Annotated in this window: 23 protein-coding genes; 14 read left to right on the top strand and 9 right to left on the bottom strand. The window is 50.3% G+C overall.

Features of this window, described 5'->3' with window-relative positions:
• Positions 1 to 32 precede the first annotated feature (32 nt).
• Entirely contained in the window at positions 33 to 2,381 is a 2,349-nt protein-coding gene (locus CGICJO_RS10890) for a VirB4-like conjugal transfer ATPase, CD1110 family (protein WP_486498899.1), read from the top strand.
• A 183-nt stretch (positions 2,382 to 2,564) separates the two neighbouring features.
• A complete protein-coding gene (locus CGICJO_RS10885; protein WP_486498898.1) occupies positions 2,565 to 4,316 on the top strand; it encodes a peptidoglycan DD-metalloendopeptidase family protein in 1,752 nt (583 codons plus the stop codon).
• Between the two features lie 34 nt (positions 4,317 to 4,350).
• Here the strand turns inward: CGICJO_RS10885 and CGICJO_RS10880 are convergent, their stop codons facing one another.
• The 9 genes from CGICJO_RS10880 to CGICJO_RS10840 form a co-directional block, all read right to left on the bottom strand.
• The gene (locus CGICJO_RS10880) at positions 4,351 to 4,788 is read right to left on the bottom strand and encodes a winged helix-turn-helix domain-containing protein (protein ID WP_486498897.1); all 438 of its coding nucleotides are present in this window, start codon (positions 4,786 to 4,788) and stop codon (positions 4,351 to 4,353) included.
• Positions 4,789 to 4,842: 54 nt separating this feature from the next.
• On the bottom strand, positions 4,843 to 5,253 hold the full coding sequence (locus CGICJO_RS10875) for a hypothetical protein (RefSeq protein WP_486498896.1): 411 nt from the start codon (positions 5,251 to 5,253) through the stop codon (positions 4,843 to 4,845).
• Positions 5,250 to 5,954, bottom strand: coding sequence for an ABC transporter ATP-binding protein (locus tag CGICJO_RS10870; RefSeq protein ID WP_486498895.1), 705 nt, complete (start codon positions 5,952 to 5,954; stop codon positions 5,250 to 5,252). The genes CGICJO_RS10875 and CGICJO_RS10870 overlap by 4 nt, the downstream gene beginning before the upstream one ends.
• A gap of 40 nt (positions 5,955 to 5,994) precedes the next feature.
• Positions 5,995 to 7,284 (bottom strand): ABC transporter permease, encoded by a 1,290-nt coding sequence (locus tag CGICJO_RS10865; RefSeq protein ID WP_486498894.1) that lies wholly within the window; start codon positions 7,282 to 7,284, stop codon positions 5,995 to 5,997.
• Positions 7,285 to 7,296: 12 nt separating this feature from the next.
• Positions 7,297 to 8,559 carry an ABC transporter permease gene (locus tag CGICJO_RS10860; RefSeq protein ID WP_486498893.1) on the bottom strand — a complete coding sequence of 421 codons (1,263 nt, stop codon included), beginning with the start codon at positions 8,557 to 8,559 and terminating at the stop codon, positions 7,297 to 7,299.
• Positions 8,560 to 8,574: 15 nt separating this feature from the next.
• Positions 8,575 to 9,915 (bottom strand): ABC transporter permease, encoded by a 1,341-nt coding sequence (locus CGICJO_RS10855; RefSeq protein WP_486498892.1) that lies wholly within the window; start codon positions 9,913 to 9,915, stop codon positions 8,575 to 8,577.
• 280 nt (positions 9,916 to 10,195) lie between these two features.
• Positions 10,196 to 11,560, bottom strand: a complete 1,365-nt coding sequence (locus CGICJO_RS10850; protein ID WP_486498891.1) for a sensor histidine kinase — start codon at positions 11,558 to 11,560, stop codon at positions 10,196 to 10,198.
• Entirely contained in the window at positions 11,544 to 12,218 is a 675-nt protein-coding gene (locus CGICJO_RS10845; protein WP_486498890.1) for a response regulator transcription factor, read from the bottom strand. The genes CGICJO_RS10850 and CGICJO_RS10845 overlap by 17 nt, the downstream gene beginning before the upstream one ends.
• A gap of 143 nt (positions 12,219 to 12,361) precedes the next feature.
• Positions 12,362 to 12,721 carry a helix-turn-helix domain-containing protein gene (locus tag CGICJO_RS10840; protein ID WP_003531233.1) on the bottom strand — a complete coding sequence of 120 codons (360 nt, stop codon included), beginning with the start codon at positions 12,719 to 12,721 and terminating at the stop codon, positions 12,362 to 12,364.
• Between the two features lie 82 nt (positions 12,722 to 12,803).
• On the opposite strand from CGICJO_RS10840, the gene CGICJO_RS10835 reads away from it, so the two are divergent.
• The 12 genes from CGICJO_RS10835 to CGICJO_RS10780 all read left to right on the top strand — a co-directional run bounded on the left by CGICJO_RS10835 (position 12,804) and on the right by CGICJO_RS10780 (position 26,295).
• On the top strand, positions 12,804 to 13,358 hold the full coding sequence (locus CGICJO_RS10835) for a hypothetical protein (protein WP_486498889.1): 555 nt from the start codon (positions 12,804 to 12,806) through the stop codon (positions 13,356 to 13,358).
• Positions 13,346 to 13,780 carry a winged helix-turn-helix domain-containing protein gene (locus tag CGICJO_RS10830; RefSeq protein ID WP_486498888.1) on the top strand — a complete coding sequence of 145 codons (435 nt, stop codon included), beginning with the start codon at positions 13,346 to 13,348 and terminating at the stop codon, positions 13,778 to 13,780. The genes CGICJO_RS10835 and CGICJO_RS10830 overlap by 13 nt, the downstream gene beginning before the upstream one ends.
• A 441-nt stretch (positions 13,781 to 14,221) precedes the next feature.
• A complete protein-coding gene (locus CGICJO_RS10825; RefSeq protein ID WP_486498887.1) occupies positions 14,222 to 14,653 on the top strand; it encodes a sigma-70 family RNA polymerase sigma factor in 432 nt (143 codons plus the stop codon).
• 526 nt (positions 14,654 to 15,179) lie between these two features.
• Complete coding sequence (locus tag CGICJO_RS10820) at positions 15,180 to 17,132, top strand: ATP-dependent DNA helicase (RefSeq protein ID WP_486498886.1); 1,953 nt, start codon at positions 15,180 to 15,182, stop codon at positions 17,130 to 17,132.
• 14 nt (positions 17,133 to 17,146) lie between these two features.
• A complete protein-coding gene (locus CGICJO_RS10815) occupies positions 17,147 to 17,584 on the top strand; it encodes a recombinase family protein (protein WP_486498885.1) in 438 nt (145 codons plus the stop codon).
• Positions 17,581 to 17,994, top strand: coding sequence for a recombinase family protein (locus tag CGICJO_RS10810; RefSeq protein ID WP_486498884.1), 414 nt, complete (start codon positions 17,581 to 17,583; stop codon positions 17,992 to 17,994). The genes CGICJO_RS10815 and CGICJO_RS10810 overlap by 4 nt, the downstream gene beginning before the upstream one ends.
• Before the next feature lie 7 nt (positions 17,995 to 18,001).
• Positions 18,002 to 18,181 (top strand): hypothetical protein, encoded by a 180-nt coding sequence (locus CGICJO_RS10805; protein WP_412111310.1) that lies wholly within the window; start codon positions 18,002 to 18,004, stop codon positions 18,179 to 18,181.
• 86 nt (positions 18,182 to 18,267) lie between these two features.
• Entirely contained in the window at positions 18,268 to 19,812 is a 1,545-nt protein-coding gene (locus CGICJO_RS10800) for a recombinase family protein (protein ID WP_486498883.1), read from the top strand.
• The gene (locus tag CGICJO_RS10795) at positions 19,809 to 20,639 is read left to right on the top strand and encodes a recombinase family protein (protein WP_486498882.1); all 831 of its coding nucleotides are present in this window, start codon (positions 19,809 to 19,811) and stop codon (positions 20,637 to 20,639) included. The genes CGICJO_RS10800 and CGICJO_RS10795 overlap by 4 nt, the downstream gene beginning before the upstream one ends.
• Before the next feature lie 13 nt (positions 20,640 to 20,652).
• Positions 20,653 to 22,260, top strand: a complete 1,608-nt coding sequence (locus CGICJO_RS10790) for a recombinase family protein (protein WP_486498881.1) — start codon at positions 20,653 to 20,655, stop codon at positions 22,258 to 22,260.
• 212 nt (positions 22,261 to 22,472) lie between these two features.
• Positions 22,473 to 24,581: an ATP-dependent nuclease gene (locus tag CGICJO_RS10785; protein WP_486498880.1), complete on the top strand. Its 2,109-nt coding sequence runs from the start codon at positions 22,473 to 22,475 to the stop codon at positions 24,579 to 24,581.
• On the top strand, positions 24,559 to 26,295 hold the full coding sequence (locus CGICJO_RS10780; RefSeq protein ID WP_486498879.1) for a UvrD-helicase domain-containing protein: 1,737 nt from the start codon (positions 24,559 to 24,561) through the stop codon (positions 26,293 to 26,295). Before CGICJO_RS10785 ends, CGICJO_RS10780 begins: the two co-directional genes overlap by 23 nt.
• Positions 26,296 to 26,558 lie beyond the last annotated feature (263 nt).

Genomic DNA, 26,558 nt, shown 5'->3' with positions numbered 1-26,558 from the left:
GCCCAACACAAAAATCTCTTAGAAAAGGACGGATGCCTATCATCAAAACGCTTACCAAAGCAACGAAGTTGGAAAAAGAGAAATTCAAAATTCCCAAGTCCGTACAGGACGCCATCCCCATCCAGCGCATCTGGCCGGATGGGATTTTTCAGGTGGGGAGCCGGTTCTCCAAGACCTTCTCCTTTACCGACATCAATTACAGCATTGCCAGCAAGGATGATAAGACCGCCATGTTCCTGGACTATTCAGAGCTCCTCAACGCTCTGGATTCCGGGGCCAGCGCCAAAATCACCATCCACAACCGGCGGATCGACAAGGCGCAGTTCGAAAAATCCCTGCTGCTCCCCATGCGGGAGGATGGCCTGGATCATTTCCGCAGGGAGTACAATGAAATGCTGCTCTCCAAGATTACCGGCACCAACAACAGTGTGGTGCAGGACCGCTACATCACCATCACGGTTGCCAAGCGGAATATCGATGAAGCCCGCACCTATTTCTCCCGTGTAGGCACGGACCTCATCAATCACCTGTCTCAGCTATCCTCTGTGGGGCGGGAACTGGACGCCGCCGCCAGGCTGCAGCTGTTCCGGGATTTCTTCAAGGGTTCGGAGCCTGCGGCCTTTGCCTTCGACCTACGAGAGCACATGAAAAAGGGCCACAGCTTCAAGGATTGGCTCTGCCCTGACTCCATGGAATTTCAGAAGGACCACTTCCGCATCGATGAGCGGTGGGGCCGGGTGCTCTACCTGCAGGATTACGCCACTTACATCAAAGACTCCATGATTGCCGAACTCTGCGACATGGACCGCAGCCTCATGCTGTCCATCGACGTCCTGCCGGTTCCCACCGACGAGGCAGTGAGGGAGATCCAGAATAAGCTGCTGGGTGTGGAGACCAATGCGGCCAACTGGCAGCGGAAACAGAACGCCGCCAACAACTTCTCCGCCGTGCTGCCCTATGACATGGAACAGCAGAGGAAGGAAACCAAGGAGATGCTGGACGACCTCACCAACAGAGACCAAAGGATGATGTTCGGCCTGGTGACGCTGGTGCATCTGGCCGACACCAAGGAGCAGCTGGACTCGGATACCGAAACCATCCTCACTGTGGCCCGAAAGCATCTGTGCCAGATGAGCACGCTGCGCTGGCAGCAGAAGGATGGCCTGGACACTGTTTTGCCCTATGGCCTGCGGAAGATCCATGCCCTGCGCACCCTGACCACAGAGAGCACTGCGGTGCTGATTCCCTTCCGCGCTCAGGAGATCCTCCAGGGCGGCGGCATCTACTACGGACAGAACGCTGTTTCCAAGAACATGATTGTGGCGGACCGCCGCAAGCTCCTCAACGGGAACAGCTTTCGTTTGGGCGTCAGCGGCTCTGGCAAATCCTTCTCCGCCAAGGAGGAGATCGTCAGCATCGCCCTGTCCACCGATGACGATATCCTCATTCTGGACCCCGAATCCGAATTCGGCTTCCTGACAGAAGCGTTGGGCGGCGAGGTGATCCAGGTGTCAGCCTCTTCCGATACCCACATCAATGCGCTGGACATGGACAAAGCCTATGGGGATGAGCGCAACCCGTTGATTGAGAAATCCGAGTTCATCCTCTCCCTGTTTGAACAGCTGGTGGGCGCCGGGGGTGTTTCCGCCAAGGAGAAATCTATCCTGGACCGCTGCACCTACGACGTGTACCGGGAGTACATGGCCAACAACTACCAGGGCGAGGTGCCCACCCTGAAGGATCTGTACCAATCTCTCCTGAAGCAGCCGGAGCCGGAGGCCAGGGGGCTCGCCCTTTCCTCCGAGCTCTTCATCACCGGCAGCCTCAACACCTTTGCCCAGCCCACCAATGTGGATACCAAGGCGAGGATTATCGCCTACGATATCCGGGAACTGGGTGAGCAGCTCATGCCCATCGGGATGCTGGTCACGCTGGACGCCATCTTCAACCGAGTGATTCAGAACTGGAAGAAGGGCAAGACCACCTGGGTGTTTGCCGACGAGTTCTACCTGTTGTTCCGCTACCAGTACAGCGCCGACTTTTTCTACAAGCTGTGGAAGCGCATCCGCAAGTACAACGGCCTGGTGACAGGGCTGACCCAAAACGTGGAGGAACTGCTCCGCTCCGACACCGCCCGCCTCATGCTGGCGAACAGCGAATTCCTCATCCTGCTGAATCAATCCGCCACAGACCGTGACGAGTTGGCGGGCCTCCTGCACATCTCCGACACCCAGTTGGGGTACATCACCAATGTGGCGGCGGGCTGCGGCCTTATCCGCTGCGCCGGGAACATCGTCCCCTTCGAGAACAGTTTCCCCCGCAACACTCGCCTGTACCAGCTGATGACCACCAAGCCGGATGAGGCGCTGAGGGGGGTGTAACATCCATGAATCTGTCATTTTCCAGGGGGCCTCCTTTGGCTCCCTGATTTTAATTTGTGCAAGTATCGCTTGCAAAGAATCGTACATACGCCTCAGAGGTTTTCCCGCTCTGATTTTGTGCAACAAGTTGCTGCACAAATCTGCTTCTCACCTCTGATGTGTCTTCTTCCAGGAGGTATGCCTTTGAAAGAAATAAAGACCAAGCCGGAGGGCGGCAAGCCAAAACTGCTGGAGAGCGCAGCTAAAGTCCCGAAAACCGCTATGAAGGATTTGTGGCTGAAGTCCAAGGAGAAATCCATCTCCGAGTTAAAGGAAACGCCCTTCGCCAGCCAGCAGGGAGAATCCTTCAACGCCCCGGCCAACACTGCCGGAGATCAGATGCTGTCCGGCATGGAGAGCACTGCCAAGAAGGGAGCGGATTTGACCTATCGTGGCGGTAAAAAGCTGGCGCAGACCACCGCCAAAAAAGTGCGGGAGAAACGTGAGATAGCCCGCATTCGCAAGCAGGCCGAGGGTCCCGCCTCCCAAGCCGCATCCCAAACGGGAAAGGCCGCCAAGAGTGCGGCCTCCAAAATCAAGACCAAGAACGCCGTGGTGAAGGGTGTCAAGGGGAAGCCTGCAAAAGCGGTAAAGACAGCCAACCGGACCCTGAAGGGGGTCAAGCAGGGCACCAAAAGCATCAAGACCGCACAGAGATCCGCTAAGGTGGCACAGAGAACAGCCCAGGCCACCGCAAAAGCGGCAAAGGCAGCTGCCCATGCCGCCAGAGCCGCAGCGAAAGCGACGGTCACTGGGGTCAAGGCCGCTGTTAAGGTGACTGCCACAGCTATAAAAGCGACCATCGCGGCAGTGAAGGGGTTGATTGCCGCCATCGCTGCCGGTGGCTGGGTCGCCGTGGTGATCATCCTGCTGATATGCCTGATTGCTTTGATAGTCGGCTCCTGCTTCGGCCTGTTCTTCGGTTCAGAGTCCACTGGGACAGGGACCAGCGTGACCCAGGCGGTGGCTGACCTCAACGGAGAATACCAGGCGCGCATTCAGGAGATTGAAGCCGCCAACCCCCATGACAGGCAGGAGATCACCTCCAACGACGGGGTGCTGTCTGTCAATTGGGAAGATGTCCTTGCGGTATTCTCCGCAAAAGTAACGGGCGCAGAGGATGGCTCCCAGGTGGCCTCGCTGGATGATGCCCAGGTGGATGAACTGCGGAGTATCATGTGGGAGATGAACGCCATCAGCTACACCACCCGCACGGAGAGCAGTTCTGTGGAGGTGACTTCCACAGATGAGAATGGAAATGAGGTTACCAGCACGGAGACGGTGACGGAAACCATTCTGGAAATCACCATCACCCACAAAACACCGGAGGAAATGGCCCAGCAATACAGCTTCAATGACCGGCAGAACGAATACCTGGCCCTGATGACAGAGCCGGAAAATGAAAACCTGTGGGCCGAACTGCTGGGCGGTTACGTCAGCGGCGGCGGGCAAATCATAGACCCCAATACCAACTGGGAAGGAACGGGCATCTTCCAATGGCCGCTGCCTCAGAGCTACACCATCACCTCTTGGTTCGGCTACCGGGCGGATCCCTTCACCGGGGAGATCGACTACCACAGCGGCACCGACATCGGCGCTCCGGGCGGCACCCCCATCCTTGCGGCTGCGGATGGCACCGTCACCATTGCCAACGGGATAGACTCCTGGGGCGGCGGGTACGGATACTACATCAAAGTGCGCCACAACGACACCTATGAAACCCTGTATGCCCACTGTTCCTCCATCTGTGTGGTGGCAGGCCAGGAGGTCAAACAGGGCGAGGTGATCGGCTATGTAGGCACCACCGGGAACTCTACCGGAAACCACCTCCACTTCGAGGTGTGGCAAAACGGGCAGCGCACCGACGCTCTCAGCTTCTTCAGGGCTAAAGGATAAAAGGAAGCAGCAGCCTGGTTCAGGCTGCTGCCCCTCATTTCTTTCTCTCGAAGCTGTACCCCACATCACGGATGCACCGCAGGTAAACGCCGGAGTCCTGCTTCAAATTCAGCTTGCGCCGGATGGCCTGCACGTGATGGCTGACCAGCTTACGGGCCTCCCCATAGTCCGGTTCCCGCCAGATCCTCTCATAGATTTGGCTGTGCGTTAAGACATGGTTGGAGTTCTGGAATAAGTAAATAAGTATTTCGTACTCCGTTTTTGTAAGCGTGATCTCCTGCTGGTTGCGGAAAACCCTTCGCTGCCGTGGATAGATTTCAAGCCCTGGAAGAGATATGATGGAGTCCTTGTTCTGTTTGCAGTTCTCGATTTCGGGATGATCCTGCAAAAACGAAAGAAAGTCCTCAAAAACTTCCCCATCCTCTTCCTGCAGCTCCAGAATAATGACTCGTCTAATTCTATCACCTCCCATGCTTATGAACGAAATCCTGTTTGCCCTTCATGCTGCTGCATGAGGATCCCCGGTTTATTTGTCTTGCTCCCGAAATCCCCAGCCTTCCCAATCGTCATCGTCCTCCTCTGGCTCCGCCTCTTCCGTGAAGGTGGAGCCGGGGGCCTCTGCCGGGGCGTTGAGCATATAGGGAGTGACCTGTACCGGCATCTCGTTCTTGAGCGCCAGCACCTTGGGGGCCGCCTTGCCGCAAAAAACCATGGCGGCGGCAAAGGCGAAATACTGCACACAGCTTGTAAGATAGAGATTCACAATGGCCAATTCATTTCCCTGCACAGGGACGCCCTGCTCAAGCTGCAGGGAGATATTTTGATGGCAGGCCGCCAGGGAGACAAAAGCCGTGATCAGCAGCGCCACAGCAAAAACGTAGCAGGCCACAGCGAGGATGCTGCCCTTTTTGGAGGGTTTAGAAAACTCGTCCATCATCTTGCCCTCCTCTCGCTGCGAGAAGCGTTGTTCCTGCGGGACTGGTGCGGGGCCGAGAGGTCATCAACACGCTCCATCACCTGCAGCTCACCCTTCTTCAGCCGGAACACCACATCGGCCTGCTTCGCGAGTTCGTTGGAGTGGGTGACGACCACCACACACTTGTTCATCTTGTGGGCGCTCTCTTTAAGAATTTCCGTGATGTCCTGGGCGGTGTCCTCGTCCAGATTGCCCGTAGGTTCGTCTGCCAGGATTACCGGGGCCTCACTTGCCAGGGCGCGGGCAATGGCTACACGCTGCTGCTGGCCGCCGGAGAGTTTCAGCACATTCCGCTTGGCTTCTTCTTTCGTCAGCCCCAGGCGCTCCAGAATGGGCAGCGGCGGCAGCTTGGAAGTCAACGACACATTCTCTGCGGGGGTCAAATAGTCGATTAGGTTGTACGCCTGGAAAATAAACGCCACATGTTTTTTCCGATGGTCAGAAAGCCCCGTCTTGGCAATGTCCTGCCCATCGAAGTAAATCTGGCCGCTGCCGGGGCTGTCCAGGCCGCCGATCAGGGAGAGCAGGGTGGTTTTGCCGCAGCCGGAAGGACCCAGGATGGCGTAGAGCTTGCCCTGTTCCATTTCGGCGTTGACGCCTTTTAAGACTTTCTTTTTATTATCGTAGGAATATCCCACTTGTTTGATTTCCATGATACTCATAGTGATTACCTCATTTCGTTATTTTAGGGAGTGGATGGTCTTATTCCATCTGCGACAAAATCTGCTTAGGTTTCAACCGCATAGTCGAGATACTGGACACCAGCACCGCCGCCACCAGCAGGATACCTCCCACGATAGCCACCAGCATGAAATGCTCCGGTGTGACGATGACATTCTCCGCCGCCTTGCCGAACAGCGTACCCAGGGTGCCGGCCACTTGCTTACTGGAGAGGTAGGCCAGCGGGAAGGCCACCACCGCAATCAGCAGGGTTTCCAACACATATTGGAGAATCACCGCAGGCTTGGCAATCCCCACCGCCAGCAGGATTCCGGTTTCTCTTTTTCGGCTGCGGATGGACATGGAGAGAATCAGGATAATCAGCACCATGCTCACAGCAGTAATAACAACAATGAGGGTGGTAATCAGGGTGCCGGTGTCGGAAAGAGCGCTGGAAATATTTTGATATACCTCGTCATTGGCGGTGATGATAAAGTTATCCCAGTTAATCGAGGATATGTTCTGTACCTCGGCTATTACGTTATCCAACTGTGCTGCATCTTCTACGAAAAAGTGGGCCTCTTGGAGTTTGCTCCCATCTTCATAATTAACAGCCATTTCTTTCATTGCATTGTAGCTGCAAAAAGCATAATCGGCATAATCCCATAGTGTAGAAGCATCATACATGGTCGCCTCATCATTTTTATCGGCAACGATATCAAAAAAACCTACTATCTCCATATCAACTTCTGGATCGCCATTATTCGGATCATTGATCCCGGTAACTTTATCACCAATTTTTATCCCATTCCGTTCAGCGTTTTCTTTGCTAATGATAAGGCCGTTTTTTACATTTTCTGTAATATGAGAACCTTCTACCAGTTCAAATCTTCCGGATGAAAAAAGTTGGTTGTATTCAGTATTTATTGAACCATAGGTATAATAACTGTTGATAACATTTCCATTAACAAGTTCTTCACCAGCTTCATTATAATAGCTCGGCATAGAGACAACCGCTGCATCATATCCTGCAACTCCATCTACTGAGGAAATTTTCTGAAGCATTTCTTCGGATATAAATTCCTGCGTACTATAAGAACCACTATTGCCGCTGGCCCAACCGCCAGTAGATAAGTTTCTCTCCACGGTAAAGCTGGCCCCGGTGGTTCCCCGGACTTCCTCAGCCTGTTCCTCCTGGGCGTCGGCTATGGCAAGGCCGGACAACACCAGGGTAGTAATGGCAAGAAGCAAACAGAACACCAGCAGTGTCTTTTTCCACTTCCGTGCGCTGTATAAAATCGCTCGTATTCCTAAATTCGTTTTGTGGTTCATATTGCGCCTCCTTTACTCCATCTGCGACAAAATCTGCTTGGGCTTTAACCGCATGGTCGAAATGCTGGACACCAGCACTGCCGCCACCAGCAAAATGCCGCCCACGATGGCCACCAGCATAAAGTGCTCCGGCGTGACGATGACATTCTCCGCCGCCTTGCCGAACAGTGTTCCAAGGGTGCCAGCTACCTGCTTGCTGGAGAGGTAGGCCAGCGGAAAGGCCACCACTGCGATCAGCAGGGTTTCCAACACATATTGGAGAATCACCGCAGGCTTGGCGATACCTACCGCCAGCAAAATGCCTGTTTCTCTCTTTCGGCTGCGGATAGACATGGAGAGGATCAGGATAATCAGCACCATGCTCACAGCCGTGATGACAACGATGAGGGTAGTAATCAGAGTGCCGGTGTCGGAAAGGGCGCTGGAAATATTCTGATACACCTCGTCATTGGCGGTGATCTTGTAGTTGTTCCAGTTGATAGAGGAAATGCTCTGCACTTCCCGAATCACATTCTCTAATTGGGCGGCGTCCGTGACATAGTAGTAGGCTTCGGAAATGCCCTCGCCATCTTCGCCCCAGCCCTTAATCAAGCCTTCGGCTGCGTCCATACTGCAAAAAACATAGCTGGAATAGGCGTAATAGGACGCATCATCATACATATTTACTTGGTCGTTCTTATCAGCCACCACATCGAAGATACCTACGATCTTCATATCCACTTCCGGGGTGTTATTTTGCGGGTAGTAAACGCCTGTCAAGGTATCCCCAACCTTCAGCCCGTTCCACTCAGCCAGTTCCCGGCTGATAATAATGCTACCCGTCATATCATCGGTGATGTGGGTGCCTTCCACCAGCTCAAACCGGCCCGACAGAAACAGCTCATGGTATTGGGAATTGTAGGAGCCGTAGTTGTAGAAGCTGTAATTCTCATGGGCCAGTTCCTCGCCCTTATCATTGAAGATACGGGGCAGGGTAATCAGGGTGGCGTCATACCCCGCAATGCCATCCACTGCGGCAATCTGCTGGATCATGTCCTCGGACATAAATTCCTGTGTGCTGTAATTGCCGTTCCAGCCGCCCGTGGAGATGTCTCGCTCCACCGTGAAGCTGGCCCCGGTGGTTCCCCGGACTTCCTCGGCCTGTTCCTCCTGTGCGTCGGCAATCGCCAGCCCTGACAGCACCAGGGTGGTAATAGCCAGGAGCAGGAAGAACACCAGCAGCGTCTTTTTCCATTTCCGTGCGCTATATAAAATCGCTCGTATTCCTAAATTCATATCGCCTGCACCTCCTTAACTCATTTGCGACAAGATACTCTTGGGCTTCATCTTCATAATCGGGTAGGCCGCCAGTGCGGTAGAGGCCACACACAGCACCATGCCGAAAGCCCACACCAGTGCGTAATCCTCGGCGGAAACAGCCACCTCGATCTCGGCAAGGCCCAAATCCTCGGTGGATTCTTCTTCCGCAGCTTCGCTTTCCCCGGTCAAGTCCACCGTTTCATAGGTTTCGCTTGTCACCTGGGAGAGCAGGCTGCTCCCGATCTGATGGGAAATGGCTGTGCTGGTGCCGAAGGAGATCACCAGGGCGATGGCCGCCACAAGGATCACTTCCAGCAGGTATTGCAGCAGCACCGAGCCTTTGGAAATGCCCATGGCCAGATAAACGCCGGTTTCATGGATTCGCCCACGGAGCCGCAGCGTCAGGAACAGGGCCAGCACCAGGAAACAGATTACCGATACCACCGCAATGGCGATAAAGACGATGTTCTGCAAGCCCTCCAAGGATTCCTTGGCGTTCTGATAGTCGTTGTCGTAGCGGGTCAGGGTGCAGCTTTCCCAATCCACGCCATCCAGTTCCTGCACATCGGTCATAATGCGTTCCAGCTCGTCCGGGTCGTTCACATAGAAATCCCCGTACTGGACATTGGTGGTTCCCTCCGTGCCGTAAAGCAGGAAAGAGGCAGTGGAGAGGTCGGTAAACACGATGTTGTCGTAAAGGTCATAGGACGGGGCCATGCCGATGGAATCCTGTTCCTCGGTGTTGGTGAAGATCCCGGCCACCGTCACGGGGATGGTCTTATCTTTGTCCTCCACATTCCCCAGCAGCATGGTGTCGCCCACAGACAGGCCATTACGCTGGGCGAACTTCTCATGGATCAGCACCTGATTGCCGGTTTCGGTGGTGATAGGGTTGCCCTCCACCATCTCAAAGCCGCCATCGGTGAAATAGCTGTCCTCCTGGGAGTTGGAGTTTGCCACCACCCGTCCAGCGTTCTCGTAGCCCTCCGGCACCTGGGCAGCGCCCTCGGTGTTGATCTCCAGAAGGTTCCCGTCTGCGTCAAAATAAGTAGCGTAGGTGTAGGAGCGCAGGGTGTACCTGCCGCTCAAGCCATCCACATCAAGAATCTGGCTCACCGTATCCTCCGGGATACCGTTTTCCAGCGTCTTGGCGTTGATGGTGAAATAGCCCAGCAGGGCCTTTTTGATATTGGCATTGGCTGTTTCCGTGGCCGATTGGATGGAAAGGCAGGTCAGCATCAGCGTGGCCATGACCAGCAGAAACGCCAGCAGCGTGAGGGTCTTGCCCTTTTTTCGGATGGAATACAGGCAGGCCCGTTTGCACAGGTTCATGTCACAGCCACCTCATTTCCTTTGAGTAAAACCAGTGGGTTCACTTGTGTACCTCCTAACATAAGTTTTTCGCCGGGGCTTTTCCCGCTCCGGTGGTGTCCCGTCTGCCGGGAACACCCTTATGGTACACTACGAAGGTGGAGTTGAGGTGGAGTTGAGGAGTAGTTTTGATGGAGTTGGGGACAGGGCGCAAAAAAGCCGAGGGGCTTTCACAGGGAAAACCTCTCGGCTGAACACTTTTATTTAAGGTGAGAAAACGCCAGCTTGTGCCGTTCTTATTTTATGAGAACTTCGCCATAAATCGCACTCCATCCTCCGTATTCACCATGCTGTGCTGTATCCCATGGTGATCCAGAATGGTTTTGGTGATATACAGCCCCAGGCCGCTGCCGCCGCTATTGCGGTTTCTTGACTTGTCCACCCTATAGAATGGCGTGAAGATCTGCTTCAAATCTTCCTCGGCAATGTGGACGCCAGAGTTCTCCACAAAGAAAACACCATTCTGCAGCGACACCGTAACAGTGGCTCCCACAGGAGAATAGGCTACAGCGTTTCCAATCACGTTGGTGAACACCTTCTCCATGAGCCGCCCATCACCCGCATAGTGGAAGGTCGGCTGGATGTCCATGCGCAGTTCCATCTCCTTGTCCTCCATCCGGCCACGGAACTGCTGGCAGGCCTTTTGCAGCATTTGGCTGATATCCAGGTCGGTGCGCTCCAGGTGGAAGTCGCTGCCGCCCATCCGGGCCGCCGACAAAATCTCCTTGACCAGCGCCTCCATGTCATTGGTGGTTTTCAGGCACCGGCGCAGATAGGTGTCCCTGTCCTTATAGGGACCCACCTGATGGATCATCCCCTCCAGCTGCCCTTTGATGATGGCAATGGGGGTTTTCAACTCATGGGATACGGAGGTGAAGAAGTCCACCCGCTGCTTTTCCTGTTCCCGTTCCCGCTCGATGTCCTGCTGCAGCTGCTCATTGGCCGTCTGCAGGCTGTCCAGAGCATTGCTTAGCTGCTGGGACATCTCGTTCAGGCTGGAGGCCAAGACGCCAATCTCATCTCTTCGCCCTACATCGCATTTCCATGTCATATCCAGGGTGGTCATCCGTTTCGCCACATTGCTGATACCCACCAGCGGCTTGGAATAGTACCGGGAACAAATCACCGCTCCGATGATGGAAATCAGCAGGATCACAGCGGCGATAAGGGGGATCAGCTTCAGGAGGATATCGTAGGACTGCGAAACTGCTACCAAGGAAGCGTTTGCAAAGAGGTGATAGGTTCGTCCGTTTTGCAGGAACGTTGCAGAGCAGCTCATGGATGGTGCGGAGGAATCCATCTTCTCCATGTCGGCATAGTTCACGGAAAACAGGCTGTTACCAATATCATCACTGATTTCCACCGAGGCGTTGTTCGTCATGGAAAACTCCAAAAGGCTGTCCGAGCTGGCCTCCCAGCCGTTCCGCTCCAGAATATCTACCAGGTCATAAAAATCGGAAGTGACCTGCCCCTCCAGCTCCGTATGGTAATTCCTCGGCAGGAAAATCATCACCATGCCGTAGATGATAATACAACAGACCACCAGCAGGGCCAGCATACTGAGAAAGGTCTTTGCCTGGATGCTTTCACTAATTCTCTTTCTCAATTTTATATCCCGCCCCTCGTATAGTTTCGATATAATCCACGCCCAGCTTTTTGCGGATATTCTTGATGTGGGTGTTCACGATCTTCTCATCGCCAAAGTAGTCATAGCCCCAAATGCTGTCCAGCAGGCTCTCCCGTGTAAACACCCGCCCCTGGTTCTCCACCAGGAGTTTCAATATCTCAAATTCCCGGATGGTCAAGGACACGCTTTCGTCTTTGACAAGGACCGTGAAGCTGTCCGTATCCAGGGTGAGATCCTTATAGCGGAGGATGTTCGTCTCCACCCCGGCGCCTTGCTCCGCCCGGCGCAACACCGCTTCGATGTGCTTCACCACAAGGGGCATGGAGAAGGGCTTGGTGATATAATCGTCTGCCAGAGAGTCAAAGCCCTTCATCTGGCTGGCGTCATCGTCTAAGGCGGTGAGCATGATGATGGGTACTTGGCTCTCTTTCCGGATCGCCTCACAGACAGAAAAACCGTTCATTTTTGGAAGCATCAGATCCAGCAGGATGAGGTCTGGACGATGCTCATGGAATTTCTCCATCCCTTCTAATCCGTCGCTGGCCAGCACTACGTTATATCCTTCATCCTCCAGAAACGCTTTCACCACGCTCTGAATGGCCTCTTCGTCTTCTATAATTAAAATCGTTTTCGACATTGTCTGCACCTCCAGGTAGTAGTGTACCATACGAAGATGGAGTTTTGATGGAGTAAGTGTTACTTTTGAAAAAAAGTAACGGCGGTCTGAGAAAAAATCAGGCCGCCGTTGAATTCAGAGACACCATATTAGCTTTGCAAATGCTACTTTGAAAACTCCTGCATAATGAGGTTTAGGATTTCCTGCTGGTCGGCAGACAAGCCGCCGTTTTTCGGCTTGGTGCTCTCCTTCAATTCTTTCACCAAGAGGTGGATCAGTTCCCGCTGCCCATCGGTCATGCCTTCCAGCACAACCTGGTCTTTCTTATCGAAGCCAACCAGGTAATCCAGCGATACGTTGTAAATCCGAGCCATGGTCGTGAGGACATCCAGCGTAGGGATCTTGATATTGTTCTCATAGTTGCTGATGACCGATCCGGCCCGGCCTACTCTCCGTCCAAGCTCCTCCTGAGAAATGCCATACCGTTCCCGCAGCATCCGCAAGTGGTTCCCAAAATCAAACATCCCATCTCACCTCGCTTTATCCTCGAACTTAGCGTACAGCTATATTTTACCCGCTTGACCTTCGTGTATGGCTAAGTATATAATGAAAGTATTTAGCGATTTGATAAGTTTACGGGCGGTGATTTTCATGTTTTGCGAGGGCAGACAGGACGTATGTCCGGAGTTTGTCTGCACATTTGCCGGTCACAGGCAGGTTTTTGAGCCGAAAATCGAGGAAAGAGTAAAAGAAACGCTGGAAAGCCTGATAGGGAGAGGACACAGGCTCGTGTTCCTATGCGGGGGCATGGGCCAGTTTGATGCGCTCTGTGCCGGCGCCGTTCGCTGGCTGAAGAAAAAGCATCCGGAGAAGGGTATCCAGCTTTGCTTAGTCATCCCTTATTTCTCAGGTAAATTGAATGCAGATAGAAGTTTTTTTCGATCTCTATACGATGAAATTTTAATGCCGGACGGGGTAGAATATGCCCATTACAAAGCAGCGATCTCCAAACGGAACCGCTGGATGGTAGATCAAGCGGATTGCTTGGTCTCCTATATTATCCGCCAGTATGGCGGGGCCTATCAGACATACCGGTATGCACAGAGAAAATCCATCCCCATCATCAATGTAGCGAAAGGAGCGCCACAATGCCTAAAATGATTATCATCGAGTGCAGCGATGAAGAAGCTGACCGCATGGTAGAACAGCTCAAGAACATGATTGCTGAATATGAGTACCACTCGTACCATGGACCGGGAAAGGTCTATGAATTCGGTTCGCTGCGGATCGACCAACCTAAGCAGGAGGTGACCATCAACGGAGTCATGGTAGATTTGACCCGCAGGGAATTCGAAATCCTCGGGTTGCTTGCCGAGCACCCAAACCAGGCTTTACCCGCAGATTTCCTCCACAACGCTGTGTGGTCTCATCCCGACGCAGACCACGGCGAAGAAGAAGTGGCAGCCTATATAAATAGGTTGCGGGAGAAGCTGAAATTGGACCAGCCGGACTCCGCCTGCCAAATCGTCGACGAGGCCACCCAGCGGGGAAATGGCTACCGATTGACCTATTCAGCCAAGTAGAAAACGGCCTTTGTCGTAATTTGTAGAATAAGCCATTACGAAATATGTAATTCGAAGGAGAAAGATAGTAAGAAAATAGTTTCCCCTTTTTATACTGGCCCCATCTGAATTTGGCTGGAGAAAACTGGTATAACAGGAGGTTGCCGGTTTCCCCCGCATAGAGGGGATGCCAGCAATGCGGCGTTGGAAACCGCATCATATGATTTGGGCTGCAGCTTCACCCGAAGCTGCAGCCCTTTTTCGAGTATTATCACTTTCCCATAAGCATCCATATTGTGGATTTTCCAACGAGGTAGCCCTATCAAGCGCATTCGTCCAGGGACGAGTGCGCTTTTTTTACTTTTGCAGAAGGAGGTCATGGCTCAGAACACATAGCGGCAGGCCGCCGCCCCCGACAATCTGAATTTTCTCAAATTTCAGATTGATTGGAGGAAAACAGCCATGGCTTACAACAAAGCCAGAGCCGAAAAGAAGTGGCTCAAATGGAAAGAAGCGGAGGAAAAGAAACTCCGGGAGTTGGGTGTGGACGAGGAAACCATCCAGCGCCTGCATACATACGACTGGGCCGAATTCAACCGGGAGCGCCAATACCTGCAGCGGCAGGTGGAGTGGTCGCCCTATGTGGATTTGGTTTCGGCGCAGGACTTGGAACTGCCCGTAGAGGATGTGGAATCCCTCATGGACAGCATCGAAGATATGGAATTGCTGCGTATCCTCTCCAAGGAGGACAAGCTCACCATCCAAATCGCCTTTCTGAAGATGTCCGGCTACAACGGGTGTGAAATCGCTGAGAAAATCGGCCTGACACAAAAGGCGGTCAACCTTCGGATGGTGCGCCTCAGAAAAAAACTGAAAAAATTTTTTGAAGCGTGAAGCTATCGGCCCTTTTTCCTGGGCTATGGGATGAACGGGGAAAAGAAATACGTTCAACCTGTAGCTTGAAAAGTCAATATCAGCCATGCGGGTACGTTCCCGTCCAGGCGAGCGACGATGGAAAAGCGCCATGACAAGCTGCGGCACAGCTGCCACTCCCCAATGGGATGGCAGCTTGTGTCGTTGCTTCGAGCGATCCCTTTTGACCGAAAAGAGGGGGCAGTTGCCCTTTTCGCCACGACCCTGGCCGGAGTATTATGATACGCATTACCGTTTGCCCACACGTCAGATGGGTTGGCCGACCCTGGGTTGTAATCAGCAAGACCCCCGGAGAGCCAGTGAACGGCTTGTAAACTGCAAGCCTGCCCCCATGGTTCCCAAGGTTGCCGGGGGGCGAGTTGCAAATACGGCACATCAGAATCAACCCTTTTATTTTTCAGATTGCCGTTGACGGCGAATCCGTGCGGCGCAGTTTTTGCTGCGCCGCATCAGTTTGCCGCCAACGCACCAAGGAGAATGTGCCGATATGAACATAGACCTGAAGGAGCAGGCCCATGGTGAGATCGAGCGGATCTTCCGCATCCTTCTGCCTCAAAATGGGCTGGCGGTGCGGGAAGAACAGATTGCCCTGTGCCATACCATGCTGGACACCTTGCTCCACAATAAAATTGCCTTGTGCGATGCAGGGGTGGGGATTGGGAAAACCTACGCCTACCTGACCGCCTGCATCCTTTTGAAAAAGTTTTACCCATCCGGGCCTGCCGGCTCCCAGCCGGTGGTGGTCTCCACCTCCAGTGTGGCCCTGCAGGACGCCATCATCGGAGAGTACATCCCATTCTTATCCCGTATCTTTTTAGAAAACCATATCATCCCGAAGCCTATCCGGGCCATGGTTCGCAAGGGGAAGGAGCGGTTCGTCTGCGACGCCCGTCTCGCCCAGCGGCTGGAGGCCGTCAAGGGGAAGAACAAAAACGAGGAACAGCGGAAAGCGTTGTTCTCCCTTCAAAGCAATTATGACCTGGACGCTGTCACCGGCCTGAGCGGTTTTGACCGCCGCCAGGTGTGTGTTCCGAAGGTCTGCGAGAAAACCTGCCGGCTGCGGAACAGCTGCCGCTACCATCAATATTTGAAAGAGGCCCGAAGTGCAGAGATTTTCGTCCAGATCTGCAACCACAACTATTTGCTGGCCGATGCAGCCCATCGGCTTCAGGAACTGCGGCCCCTTCTGAACGATTACCGGGCTTTGGTCATCGACGAGGCCCACAAGCTACCGGATGCCGCCCGCCAGATGTACGGGCAGAGCCTGTCGGCGGAGGATTTTCATGAACTCTGCTCTCTGCTCACAAAGGAGAAGTATATCCTTGCGGCGCAGAACCTGCGGGAAAAGTTCCGGGCGCTGATGGGCGCCCTGTGCCGGGGTGAGCTGCTGGAAGAAGCACAGCGCACTGCCTTCGTGCTGACCGCAGAACGGGAAGCGGCCCTTCGGGATTGCCTCTCCCTCCTCCGTGTACTCCAAAAACAGCTGGCATCCCACCTGCCACGGTGGATCCTTCACCGGCTGGGAACAACAGAGCAGGTGCTGAACCTGTTCTTCACGGGGGATCGCCGCTATATCCTTTACATCCAATACGACAGGACCGGCAGCCCCAGCCTATGCGCCGCCAGCCGGCAGATGCCGGAACAGCTGAACCGTGCGCTCTGGCGCAACAACATTCCCGCCATTCTCACCTCCGGCACCCTCATGGCTGGGGGCAGCTTTCACCGGACCCGGCAGCGCATGGGGCTGTCTTCAAGCCAGCGGCTGGAGGATTTCATTGCGGAGTCACCCTTCAACTACCGGGAAAACTGCATCCTTTACATTCCGGGGGACCTGCCGAAAACGCCAATGGGCAGCGAAATGGAGGCCAAGTGTCTGGCAGAACAAATCTGCAGGTTGGTGGATGCCACCCATGGCCACACACTGGTGCTGTTTACTTCTTATTCTCTCATGGGCGCTGTCTACAACCAGGTGAAGGGCCGGATGGCCTTCCCGCTGATGGAGGTCTGGCGGCATTCCCAGGATGTTATCCATCGCTTCAAGCAGGCCCAAAACGCTGTGCTGTTCGCAGCGGGTTCCTGTTGGGAGGGGGTGGACTTTCCCGGAGATATGGTGTCATCGCTGATCATTGTGCGGCTGCCCTTCCCCGTTCCAGATCCACTGAGCGAAGCGGAACGGGAGCAGTACCCCACCTTGCAGGACTACATTAAAACTGTGGTGATACCCGATATGCAGGTAAAACTCCGACAAGGGTTTGGCCGTGCCATCCGCACGGAGACCGACACCTGCGTGGTCAGCATCCTGGACCACCGTGCCGCCCCCGGAGAGCGATACCATAAAGCTGTGCTGGAAACCCTGCCACCGATCCGCATCACTACCAAAATTGAAGATGTGGAGGATTTCATCCGGGCAAAGAAAGGCCCGGATTATTTTATGCCATAAAGGAGTTGCCATAGATGGACAAGAAAAATATGAAGGTGGCAGTTTATTTCCGAACAGCCACTACGCCAATAGAGCAAAAAGTCTGGCTCTATGCCAGTTCCAAGAGTTCCGAGCAAGCAGAGTGGAGAGATTTGAGCGTAGAAGCCATGAAACATACGGCCCGTCAAAATGGCCTTGTGGTTGCCGGGGTTTCCACTGACTCCAGCAGGCAGCTGCCGCCCATGGAGCGGCCCGGCGTTCAGGAAATGCTGGCGGCTATCCGAGAAGGACAGGTGGGTGCGGTGATGATGCCCAGCCTCCGTCATCTTGGCCGGGAGCTCGATGCAATCCTCCCTGTGTCAGCCGAATTTCAAAAACAGAAGGTACACATCCACGCCAAAGACGCCTCTGCGCTTTCCCTTCCTCTGTTTCCAAAGCCGCCCTCAAAGGGGAAAGGGGGCGACGCACGATGAATTTTCCCTATGCGGACCGCCCCATGTGGCTGTACAGCCGAAGCAGCGACAAGCATCTGAAGGTGCTGTTCCAGCAGATGCAAAACCTGCTGGATGAAGCGGAGCGCAGAGCATACACTGTCGCAGGCACTTCGCAGGATATGGGTTCCGGCAAGAGCATGGCCAGAATGGGCCTGAAGCAGATGATGCGTGCCGTGAAAGGCGGCCTTGCCCAAGCTGTGCTTGTGCAGAACCTCACCCGCCTAAGCCATGACCCCGCCATCCTTATGAGGATACTGGAGTTCCTGCAGGACCACAATGCGGTACTGATCACCACCGAAAGCGACCTGCGGTATGAACTCTACATCAAAGGGCTGGAACAACATTTTCTCAGGAGAGCCGCCCAAAAAGGGCTCCGGCTACCATGGTGAGCCTACCATGGATCCCGCTTTTACTCCGGCACTTCCGGGCGAAAAGGTGATCAAGGAAATTAAATACTTTGTGCTGTTTTCCACGCTGAAAAAGCTGATGGAGCAGGGAAAAATCACAGCAGAATACTGTCAGCAAGCCAATGTTGCTATTGCCGAAAAGTACGGAGTCTCTGAGCTCAGTATTTAGTGGTTGTCGTAATAGCTATCCCATGCCGGTTGTGGTAGTGTTGGGTGTGACAAAAAAGATGTCCAGCCGGAAAGGGGGTGGCAGAGATGCCGCAGGTCAGAGTGATTCAACCCATCTCAGAGCAAGCCAAAAAGCTGCGGGTTGCCGCTTATGCCCGTGTCAGCAGCGATTCAGCCGACCAACTGAATTCCTTTTCCACCCAGGTGGCTTATTACACCGACTTCATCCAATCCAAAGATGAATGGGAGTTTGCCGGCCTTTATGCTGACGAAGCGGTTTCCGGCACCACAGTCGACAAGCGGGACGATTTCCAACGCCTGCTTGCCGACTGCCGTGCTGGGAAAATAGACCGTATCCTTGTTAAATCCATCTCCAGGTTTGCACGAAATACCCTCGACTGCCTTCAGACCGTGCGAGAACTCAAGCAGCTTGGCGTGGCGGTGGAATTTGAAAAAGAGGGCATTGACACCGGGAACATGGGCAGCGAGATGCTGCTGAGTATTTTGGGCTCTGCCGCCCAGGAAGAATCTCTCTCCATATCGAAGAACTTGAAATGGAGTTACCGGCGCCGGATGAAATCCGGCGATTTTATTACATCCAAGGATTTGCTGGGCTATTTCTTCAAAAACAACACGCTTGTACCCAATCCCAAGGAGGTTCCCATTGTCGAATACATTTTTAATAGCTATCTGTCTGGAAAAGGGACAGAAGAAATCGCAGCGGAATTAAATGCGGCAAATCTAAAAACAGATAAGAAACCATCGGGCAGATGGCACTCTACAATGATTAGATATATCCTGTCTAATGAGAAATACATCGGTGACTCGTTGGTTCAAAAGAGATATACTCCTGAGGAATTACCGCTCCGGCAAAAAAGGAACAGTGGTGAACTATCGCAATACTATATTCAGAACTCGCATCCGGCCATTATTTCAAAAGAAACATTTGAAGCTGTTCAACAGCTGCTAAATCAAAGGAAGAAATGGCATCCTCCATCGGGGGAAATGCAGCAGACTCCTTTAAGGAGTAGAATGCAGTGTGCGCTTTGCGGTTCTTATTTTCACAAACATAAAAGCAATGGAGAGAACTGCTGGTTCTGTGCGTTACACAGAAAATCCAAGGATTTATGCCCCATGCCAAATATTCGTGAGCAGGAAATCCTGATGGCTTTCCTATCCATGTACAACAAACTCTTAGACAATATAGATATCCTTAGCACTATGATGAGCCAGTTGCTGGAGTTACAGGCCAAGTCCGTTTGTAGCCGGCCAGACATAATGGATTTAAACGAGAAAATTTCAGAATTAGTCACGCAGAATCACTCGCTCTCACGGCTACAAGCCAAAGGGTGCATTGATTCTGCTATTTTTATAGAGCGGAGCAATCGCAACAATAAGCGAATTGAGGAATTGCGCCTGGAACTGCGCCAGCGTCAGGAGCCGGACGATACCAGCAGCGCCATCGAAGGAACTCGCCTGTTGCTTGACTTATTGGAAGGGGCAAAACCTATGCTCGAATTTGACCCTTCCCTCTTTCGAAGCATGGTAAAAAAAATCACAGTTTATCAGGAAAAATTCTGTTTTCAACTTGCCAACGGGCTGGTTCTCGAGGAAAGGAGGGCCCAATCGTGAAAAAGATCCGATACTTTCCCTTCGGGTATCACATGGTGAATGGAAAGACTGTAATCCGTTCAGAGGAAAGTGCTCTGCTTCAGGAGTTATTTTCTGGCTACCTAAACGGTGCCTCGCTTCAGCAATTGGCTGATTACGCAGAAGGAACCGGGATTCGCTTCCGGGAAAACGCCGAGCATTGGAACAAAAACATGATTGCAAGGATGCTGGATGATGAGCGATATTGGCGTGCCGGCGATTTCCCTCTTATCGTCAGCAAGGAAATTGGGACAGCGGTTACTTCTATGAGAAAACGGAAGGCCACTGCCCAATCTCCCATCATATTCATACAGAGAAAGTTAGTCTGCTGTAGTTGCGGAGAAAAATTAAGACGAATCAAGCTAAAATCATCACGAATCCATTGGACTTGCAAAAAGTGTGGCATACCGTTCAGCCTGACAACCGACCGCGATTTGCTACAAGCCGTAACAGATAAATTGCTTATGTCCTGCCATAATCCGGAGATTGCGGGGCGAAATCCTACAACCAATAACAGCCTATCCATACAGGCAGCCCGCTTGACCAATAAAATCAATCAGGCGATGAACCAGCGGGAGGTGGATCCGAATGAACTGCTTCCTCTCATTCTTGAGTGTGCCGCTGAAAAATACAAAACCTGCTCCATCAAGGAAGCAGACCATCTGACCATTACCCTGAAAGCCCTCTTTCAGGCACACAGCAATGACAAGATCCTGGATCGGGAACTTTTTGAAAGGGCTGTGAAACAGGTGATCCTGCATCCGGACGCATCTGTACAGCTTCGTCTGCTGAACGATATCGTGGTTTGAAAGGAGAATCTCCATGGCACAAAAAACAGTTACAGAAATCCCGGCGAACCCCCTGCTGGGTGACCTTCGAAAGCGAAAACGGAAACTACGGGTAGCAGCCTACTGCCGGGTCAGCACCGAGGAAGAAGAACAACAGAATAGCTTTGAGGTGCAGGTGGCTTATTACACGGATAAAATCACCCATCATGAGGGTTGGCAGCTGGCCGGGATTTTTGCGGACGATGGGATCTCAGGCGTCAGCACCAAGAAAAGAGAGCAATTTAACAAAATGATTGAACTGTGCCGGAAGAAGAAAATTGACCTCATCCTGACAAAATCCATTTCCCGCTTTGCCCGTAACACCCTGGACTGCATCAAGCACGTGCGAATCCTCAAAAGTTGGGGCATTCCGGTCATATTTGAGAAAGAAAACATCGACACCTCGAATATGAACAGCGAGATGATCCTCACCTGCCTGAGTTCCTTCGCCCAGGCCGAGAGCGAATCTATCAGCGGCAACGTGACTAAGGGCATCCGCATGGGCTACCGGCAGGGCCGGTTCAGTTTCCGATATAAAAACTTCCTGGGCTATCGCAAAGGGCCGGATGGTGAGCCGGAAATTGTGCCTGAAGAAGCGAAGATCATCCGGCTGATCGCTCAGAATTACTTAAATGGCGATAGCCTGCGTACCATAAAGGAAACTTTGGAGAGCATGGGCATTCCAACCGCCACCGGCAATCAAAACTGGAGCACGGAAGCCATCCAACGCATCCTGCAGAATGAGAAGTACATGGGTGACGTCCTGCTGCAGAAAACCTACACGGCAGATTTCATTGAAGGCAAGGTCAAGAAGAACAATGGAGAACTCCCGCAATACTACATCAAGGACAACCATCCGGCAATCATTCCGAGGGAAATGTTTTACCAAATCCAAGAGGAAATCGCCCGCAGGAAAAGTAAAAAGCCCGCCAATGCCAAGAAAGCCAAGACCAATCGTGGGCGGTTTACCAGCAAATACGCTCTTTCGGAAAGACTTGTCTGCGGGAACTGCGGCTGTTACTTTCGAAGGGTGACATGGAGCATCCACGGGCGGAAGCAAATCGTCTGGCGATGCATCAACCGGCTGGAATGCGGGCCAAAGGTTTGCAAGGACTCCCCCAGCCTCAAGGAAGATGAACTCTATTCCGCTATTCTGAAAGCCATTCGTTCCCTGGTTCAAGGCCACCAGGAAGAAATGGCTGCCACCCTGCAGGAAGCACTTGCACACTGTATTGGTGGAGAAAACGCCGCAATCAATCCCCTTGTGATAGAAAACAGGCTCCATGACCTGGACAAGGACTTGGACCGGCTGCTTACGATGGAAGGGAGTGAAATCGTAGATCTGCGGATCAAACAAATCAGCGATGAGATGCTCCAGCTGAGGCAAATGAAAAAACGTGCGGAACTGGACACCCAGCAGGATATGGGCCGAGAAAACAAAGCCAAGGAAATCATGGCCCTCATCTCCGCAGAAGATCTCGACCTTACGGAGTATTCCGACCCCCTGGTGTACCGGGTGATTGAACGAGTAACCGTCCTCTCCAAAGAAGAGATCCGCATCCGCTTCGTCGGTGGGTTCGAACTCACCCAGCCCCTTCACTAAGAAGCAGGCACAGAGAAATGCTGGCAGCTTGGGCGCTGCCGGTGTCTCTCTGTGCCTGCTTTTCTCGTTGAGAAATGGGGAAATTTGTGGTATAATAAAATTAACCATTTACAAAGATACTGCAAAAGATGCATGAAACATCAAAAATGAGTCCATTCCACAACCTGATTAGAAAACTGAGTTTATTTAAGACTGGTGAGGAGAGCGGGCATATGTACATACAGAAGATACATATTGAAAATTTCAGACTATTAAAGAATGTAGATATCGTTTTAGACAAATCTTTAACGCTGATAGTTGGTAAAAATAATACTGGTAAGACATCAGTTGCCCATCTGCTTCAATCAATCATTAACGAAAAGAAGAATTTATCGTTTAACGACTATCCTCTTGAATGTCGGCAACAGCTTTATGAGACGCTTGAAAAATACTGGGCAGGTCAACTAAAAAATACTGAGATAAAAAATCAAATAGAGGAAACGAAGGTGATTTTTTATATCGATTATAGTGAAGATGGAGAGGATCAATGCCTTGGAGAGTTGCGTAACTTTATCATTGATATGGATGATACACTGAACACTGCACGGATAGATGTCGTTTATTCTTTTAATGATCTGAAAGCAGCAGAACTTTTTGATACATGTCGTAAACGCTATGATGAGTTGTTGGCTACAAAAGAGAAGGAAAACTCTCAATCAGGGCAGAGCGATTCGCTTTTATATGACAAATCCATTATTGCAGCTGTGGTGAAAGAGCAATTTGATAAGTTTTTCTCTTTGATTGTTCTTGCTGTAAATCCGACAAATACATATGATTATCAGGAGAGACATTCAAATCTATTAAAAAAGCTTTTTACATGCAGAATGATTGAGGCAGAAAGAAATCTTGACGAGTCGGAAAATAAAAATGAACATCCTTTGGCGAATATTATGAATCGTGTGTTCAGCCAAGATGAAGATCAACTTACGGAAGCATTACGTCCTATAATAAATGAACTTAATCATTATGTAGATAATATGAGTTTTGCAGCTCAGAGGAAGATTAATTCCCTGATGGATAAGATTGTTGAAAGCATGGTGCGGTTTGGTTATCCATCGACTGAAGATATGAGATTGAAAGCAAACACAGATATCTCTTTGAAACAGCAAATCCTTAATAGTACTGATTTAACCTATACGTCTGCGAATGCTGAGGAGTCTCTTCCGAGTACACACAATGGTTTAGGTTACAAAAACCTTATTAAGATTTCTCTTATGCTTCATGAGTTTGCAAGAGCAGTCAATGCGAATGATGCCACTATACCGTTACTTCTAATGGAGGAGCCAGAGGCGCATATGCATCCTCAGCTTCAAACAGCTTTTGTAAGCTTTTTAGATAAATTTTTAGAAGATGAGATAGGCAAGGAAAAATTATCTCAAGTTATTCTTTCTACGCACTCAGCTCATGTAGCTAATACTGTAAATTTTAAGCAAGTACGATATATGCGGCGGCAGAAGGAATTTGTTATATGTAAAGACTTGCAAAATTTTTATGAGTCTGCACAATCCGACGAAGTAAAGAAAGAAAATCTGGAGTTCCTGCAGAAGTATCTTAAATTAAGCTATTGCGATTTGTATTTTTGCGATAAAGCAATTCTTGTGGAGGGTGCGGCTGAAAGGCTTTTACTGCCCAAAATGATTTCAAAATGTGAGGAAGATGGTTTGTTTGGTACGCAGAAACCAACGCTTGCATCACAATATTATACAATTGTTGAAGTCGGTGGAGCATATGCACACAGATTCTATGAGTTTGTGGATTTTTTGGAAATTCCTACTTTGATTCTTACAGATATTGATTTCATTAATAGTGATCACAAGAAATGTCAACTATCTGTTGCCGTTAACTCATCTAATGGTGCGATTAAACGCTGGTGTCATGATATATATAACATCGCAGTGTCTACGAAAGTTCCTTTTGAAAAGGTATTAGAACTTGCAAGAGATCCTAATAAGAAAAACAATGGACATCGTCATATCGAGTTTCAACTTGAAGAAAACGGCGCATATCCGAGAAGTCTCGAAGAATCAATTCAAAATGTAAATCGCCAACTCTTTAATATTGATTCTGAGGTCACTGAAATACCGCTTTTTAACGATGACGAGGGCAGTAAAACGGATTTCGCACTTAAGTTGTTAACTGATTCGGCATACGAAAATTTTTCTGTCCCTTCATATATTCAAAATGGATTGATCTGGCTGAACAATCAAGACAAGATGCCTGAAGTAATGCAACCAACGAGAAAATATAAGAGGAAGCACGGTGCTTCTTCTCAGAAAGCGTGATTACATGGTTGAAAAGACGAATTATGAATTGGCCAAGGCTCGCGCTGATATGATTGATACTCAAATTATAAATATGCTAAAATCCGGTAAAAGCTTTCGTGTCGAGGCGGGTGCAGGCTCTGGGAAAACCTATTCATTGCACAAAGTAGTAGAATGGATAGATAAAAATAAGGCAAAAGAGTTTAGTAGAAAAAATCGTCAAGTTGCCTGTATTACATATACCAATGCAGCCGTGGATGTTATTAAAAATCGGATTTCGAGTGGAAGTTCTATTGTCCCATCGACTATTCATAATTTTGCATGGGATAATATAAAGAACTTTAAATCAACATTGCTTATCGGTATTGAAGAATTAGAACTTTTTCCTTCTGATAGCGATATTTCGAAAATCCAGAGTGTTGTATACGATCTGGGTGTTAGATACATTCAAAATAATGAGTTACACCTATTCCACGATGATGTAATTAAACTTTTTTCCTGGTTTTTAGATAAGCCAAAGTTTCGCATGTTGTTAACGGACAGATATCCAATTATCCTTATTGATGAGTATCAGGATTCCTTTAAAAGTATTACCGATAAGTTCCTAAAGTATTTTATTGAGAAGGAGCACGGTCCACAATTTGGATTATTCGGTGATGCATGGCAGACTATTTATTCAAATAATGGTGCTTGTGGCTTAATAGTCAGTGACAAGCTGATTGAGATAAAAAAAGAGTCTAACTTTCGCTCTCAGAAAGTTATTATTGATGCTTTGAATAAAATTAGGCCTGAACTCCCGCAGATATCAGCGTTAAACGAGAACGATGGCAGTATAGTGGTTATTACCACAAATGATTATCGTGGTCCCAGAGACACACGACCATATTATAAGGGTGAACTTCCTGAAGATTTGTTAATTGACTATATTACTTCGGTTAAAGAAAAATTAAAATCAAAAGGCTGGGATAAAGATAGTAAAGTTCTGATGATTGCACATAAAATGCTTGCCAAGCAGCAGCACTATCAAGCATTCTTGGATGCGTTGGGTGATCGTTTTAAAGATCAAGATGATAAGCACTTTATATTCTTTAGAGACATGCTTGAGCCTTTATACTATGCATTAGAGAAGCAAGATGTCAAAGCAATGTATGAGGTTCTTGGAACAATGCGTCAGCCAATAGAAACTAAGAGACAGAAGAAGCAGTGGCGCGACCTTACAAGTGCTTTATGCGTTGCAAGGCAAGGAACAATTTATGATGTTTTAAGGACAGCTGTTGATAGTAGGTTAATTCCCATTCCTCCAGATATTGAAAATTATATGAAAGAATATTATTCTACTGATGATTCGGCCTATGCACAGACTACCCTAAAACAGTTTTATGAAATTAAATATGAGGAAGTCATCAATGCTATCAATTTCTTCAAACCGGATGCCGTGTACTCTACAGACCATGGAGTAAAAGGTGAGGAATATGACAATGTTCTTTTTGTAATGGGCAGAGGATGGAATCTCTACAAGTTTGAAGATTCACTATATAAAGATGAAAAATCTCTGCAAGGCAAAGAACTTGCAACATACATTAGGAATCGAAACTTGTTTTATGTGTGTTGCTCCAGACCGAGGAAGAGACTCGCTATTTTAGTTACTGTTGAGATCAACGCACAATTCGAAACGTATTTGCGCAATGTATTTGGTGCCGATAATGTGGTACCATATAGTGAGTTTATGATGTGAATCTCCAACATGCATGAAATTCTCATTTTCACCGGGTATCTTTTTTGTCAACGCATCCCAAATCCGCACCCAATGCATAATTCTGACAGTATTATGCATTGGGTGCATTTTTGTTGTCCGAAAATCCAGTAATAAAGCCCAAAATTGATACTTACGCGTAACGATTTATTTAGCTAAAATAATGCTGTTTTTTCGATTAGAGTCATAAAATATGGTTATACCAATAAAAGTTTTATACTCACTGTAACGATTTATACTAATCC

The organism is Candidatus Limousia pullorum (assembly GCF_057405065.1).
Note: the sequence above shows the minus strand (reverse complement) of the source record. Positions and strands in the feature narration are given on the sequence as shown.

Excerpts from the sequence above, each read along its gene's own strand:
- CGICJO_RS10890 (WP_486498899.1), top strand. The coding sequence starts at position 33 with ATGCCTATCATCAAAACGCTTACCAAAGCAACGAAGTTGGAAAAAGAG.
- CGICJO_RS10880 (WP_486498897.1), bottom strand. The coding sequence starts at position 4,788 with ATGGGAGGTGATAGAATTAGACGAGTCATTATTCTGGAGCTGCAGGAA.
- CGICJO_RS10875 (WP_486498896.1), bottom strand. The coding sequence starts at position 5,253 with ATGATGGACGAGTTTTCTAAACCCTCCAAAAAGGGCAGCATCCTCGCT.
- CGICJO_RS10870 (WP_486498895.1), bottom strand. The coding sequence starts at position 5,954 with ATGAGTATCATGGAAATCAAACAAGTGGGATATTCCTACGATAATAAA.
- CGICJO_RS10865 (WP_486498894.1), bottom strand. The coding sequence starts at position 7,284 with ATGAACCACAAAACGAATTTAGGAATACGAGCGATTTTATACAGCGCA.
- CGICJO_RS10860 (WP_486498893.1), bottom strand. The coding sequence starts at position 8,559 with ATGAATTTAGGAATACGAGCGATTTTATATAGCGCACGGAAATGGAAA.
- CGICJO_RS10855 (WP_486498892.1), bottom strand. The coding sequence starts at position 9,915 with ATGAACCTGTGCAAACGGGCCTGCCTGTATTCCATCCGAAAAAAGGGC.
- CGICJO_RS10845 (WP_486498890.1), bottom strand. The coding sequence starts at position 12,218 with ATGTCGAAAACGATTTTAATTATAGAAGACGAAGAGGCCATTCAGAGC.
- CGICJO_RS10840 (WP_003531233.1), bottom strand. The coding sequence starts at position 12,721 with ATGTTTGATTTTGGGAACCACTTGCGGATGCTGCGGGAACGGTATGGC.
- CGICJO_RS10835 (WP_486498889.1), top strand. The coding sequence starts at position 12,804 with ATGAAAGTATTTAGCGATTTGATAAGTTTACGGGCGGTGATTTTCATG.
- CGICJO_RS10830 (WP_486498888.1), top strand. The coding sequence starts at position 13,346 with ATGCCTAAAATGATTATCATCGAGTGCAGCGATGAAGAAGCTGACCGC.
- CGICJO_RS10825 (WP_486498887.1), top strand. The coding sequence starts at position 14,222 with ATGGCTTACAACAAAGCCAGAGCCGAAAAGAAGTGGCTCAAATGGAAA.
- CGICJO_RS10820 (WP_486498886.1), top strand. The coding sequence starts at position 15,180 with ATGAACATAGACCTGAAGGAGCAGGCCCATGGTGAGATCGAGCGGATC.
- CGICJO_RS10815 (WP_486498885.1), top strand. The coding sequence starts at position 17,147 with ATGGACAAGAAAAATATGAAGGTGGCAGTTTATTTCCGAACAGCCACT.
- CGICJO_RS10810 (WP_486498884.1), top strand. The coding sequence starts at position 17,581 with ATGAATTTTCCCTATGCGGACCGCCCCATGTGGCTGTACAGCCGAAGC.
- CGICJO_RS10805 (WP_412111310.1), top strand. The coding sequence starts at position 18,002 with ATGGATCCCGCTTTTACTCCGGCACTTCCGGGCGAAAAGGTGATCAAG.
- CGICJO_RS10800 (WP_486498883.1), top strand. The coding sequence starts at position 18,268 with ATGCCGCAGGTCAGAGTGATTCAACCCATCTCAGAGCAAGCCAAAAAG.
- CGICJO_RS10790 (WP_486498881.1), top strand. The coding sequence starts at position 20,653 with ATGGCACAAAAAACAGTTACAGAAATCCCGGCGAACCCCCTGCTGGGT.
- CGICJO_RS10785 (WP_486498880.1), top strand. The coding sequence starts at position 22,473 with ATGTACATACAGAAGATACATATTGAAAATTTCAGACTATTAAAGAAT.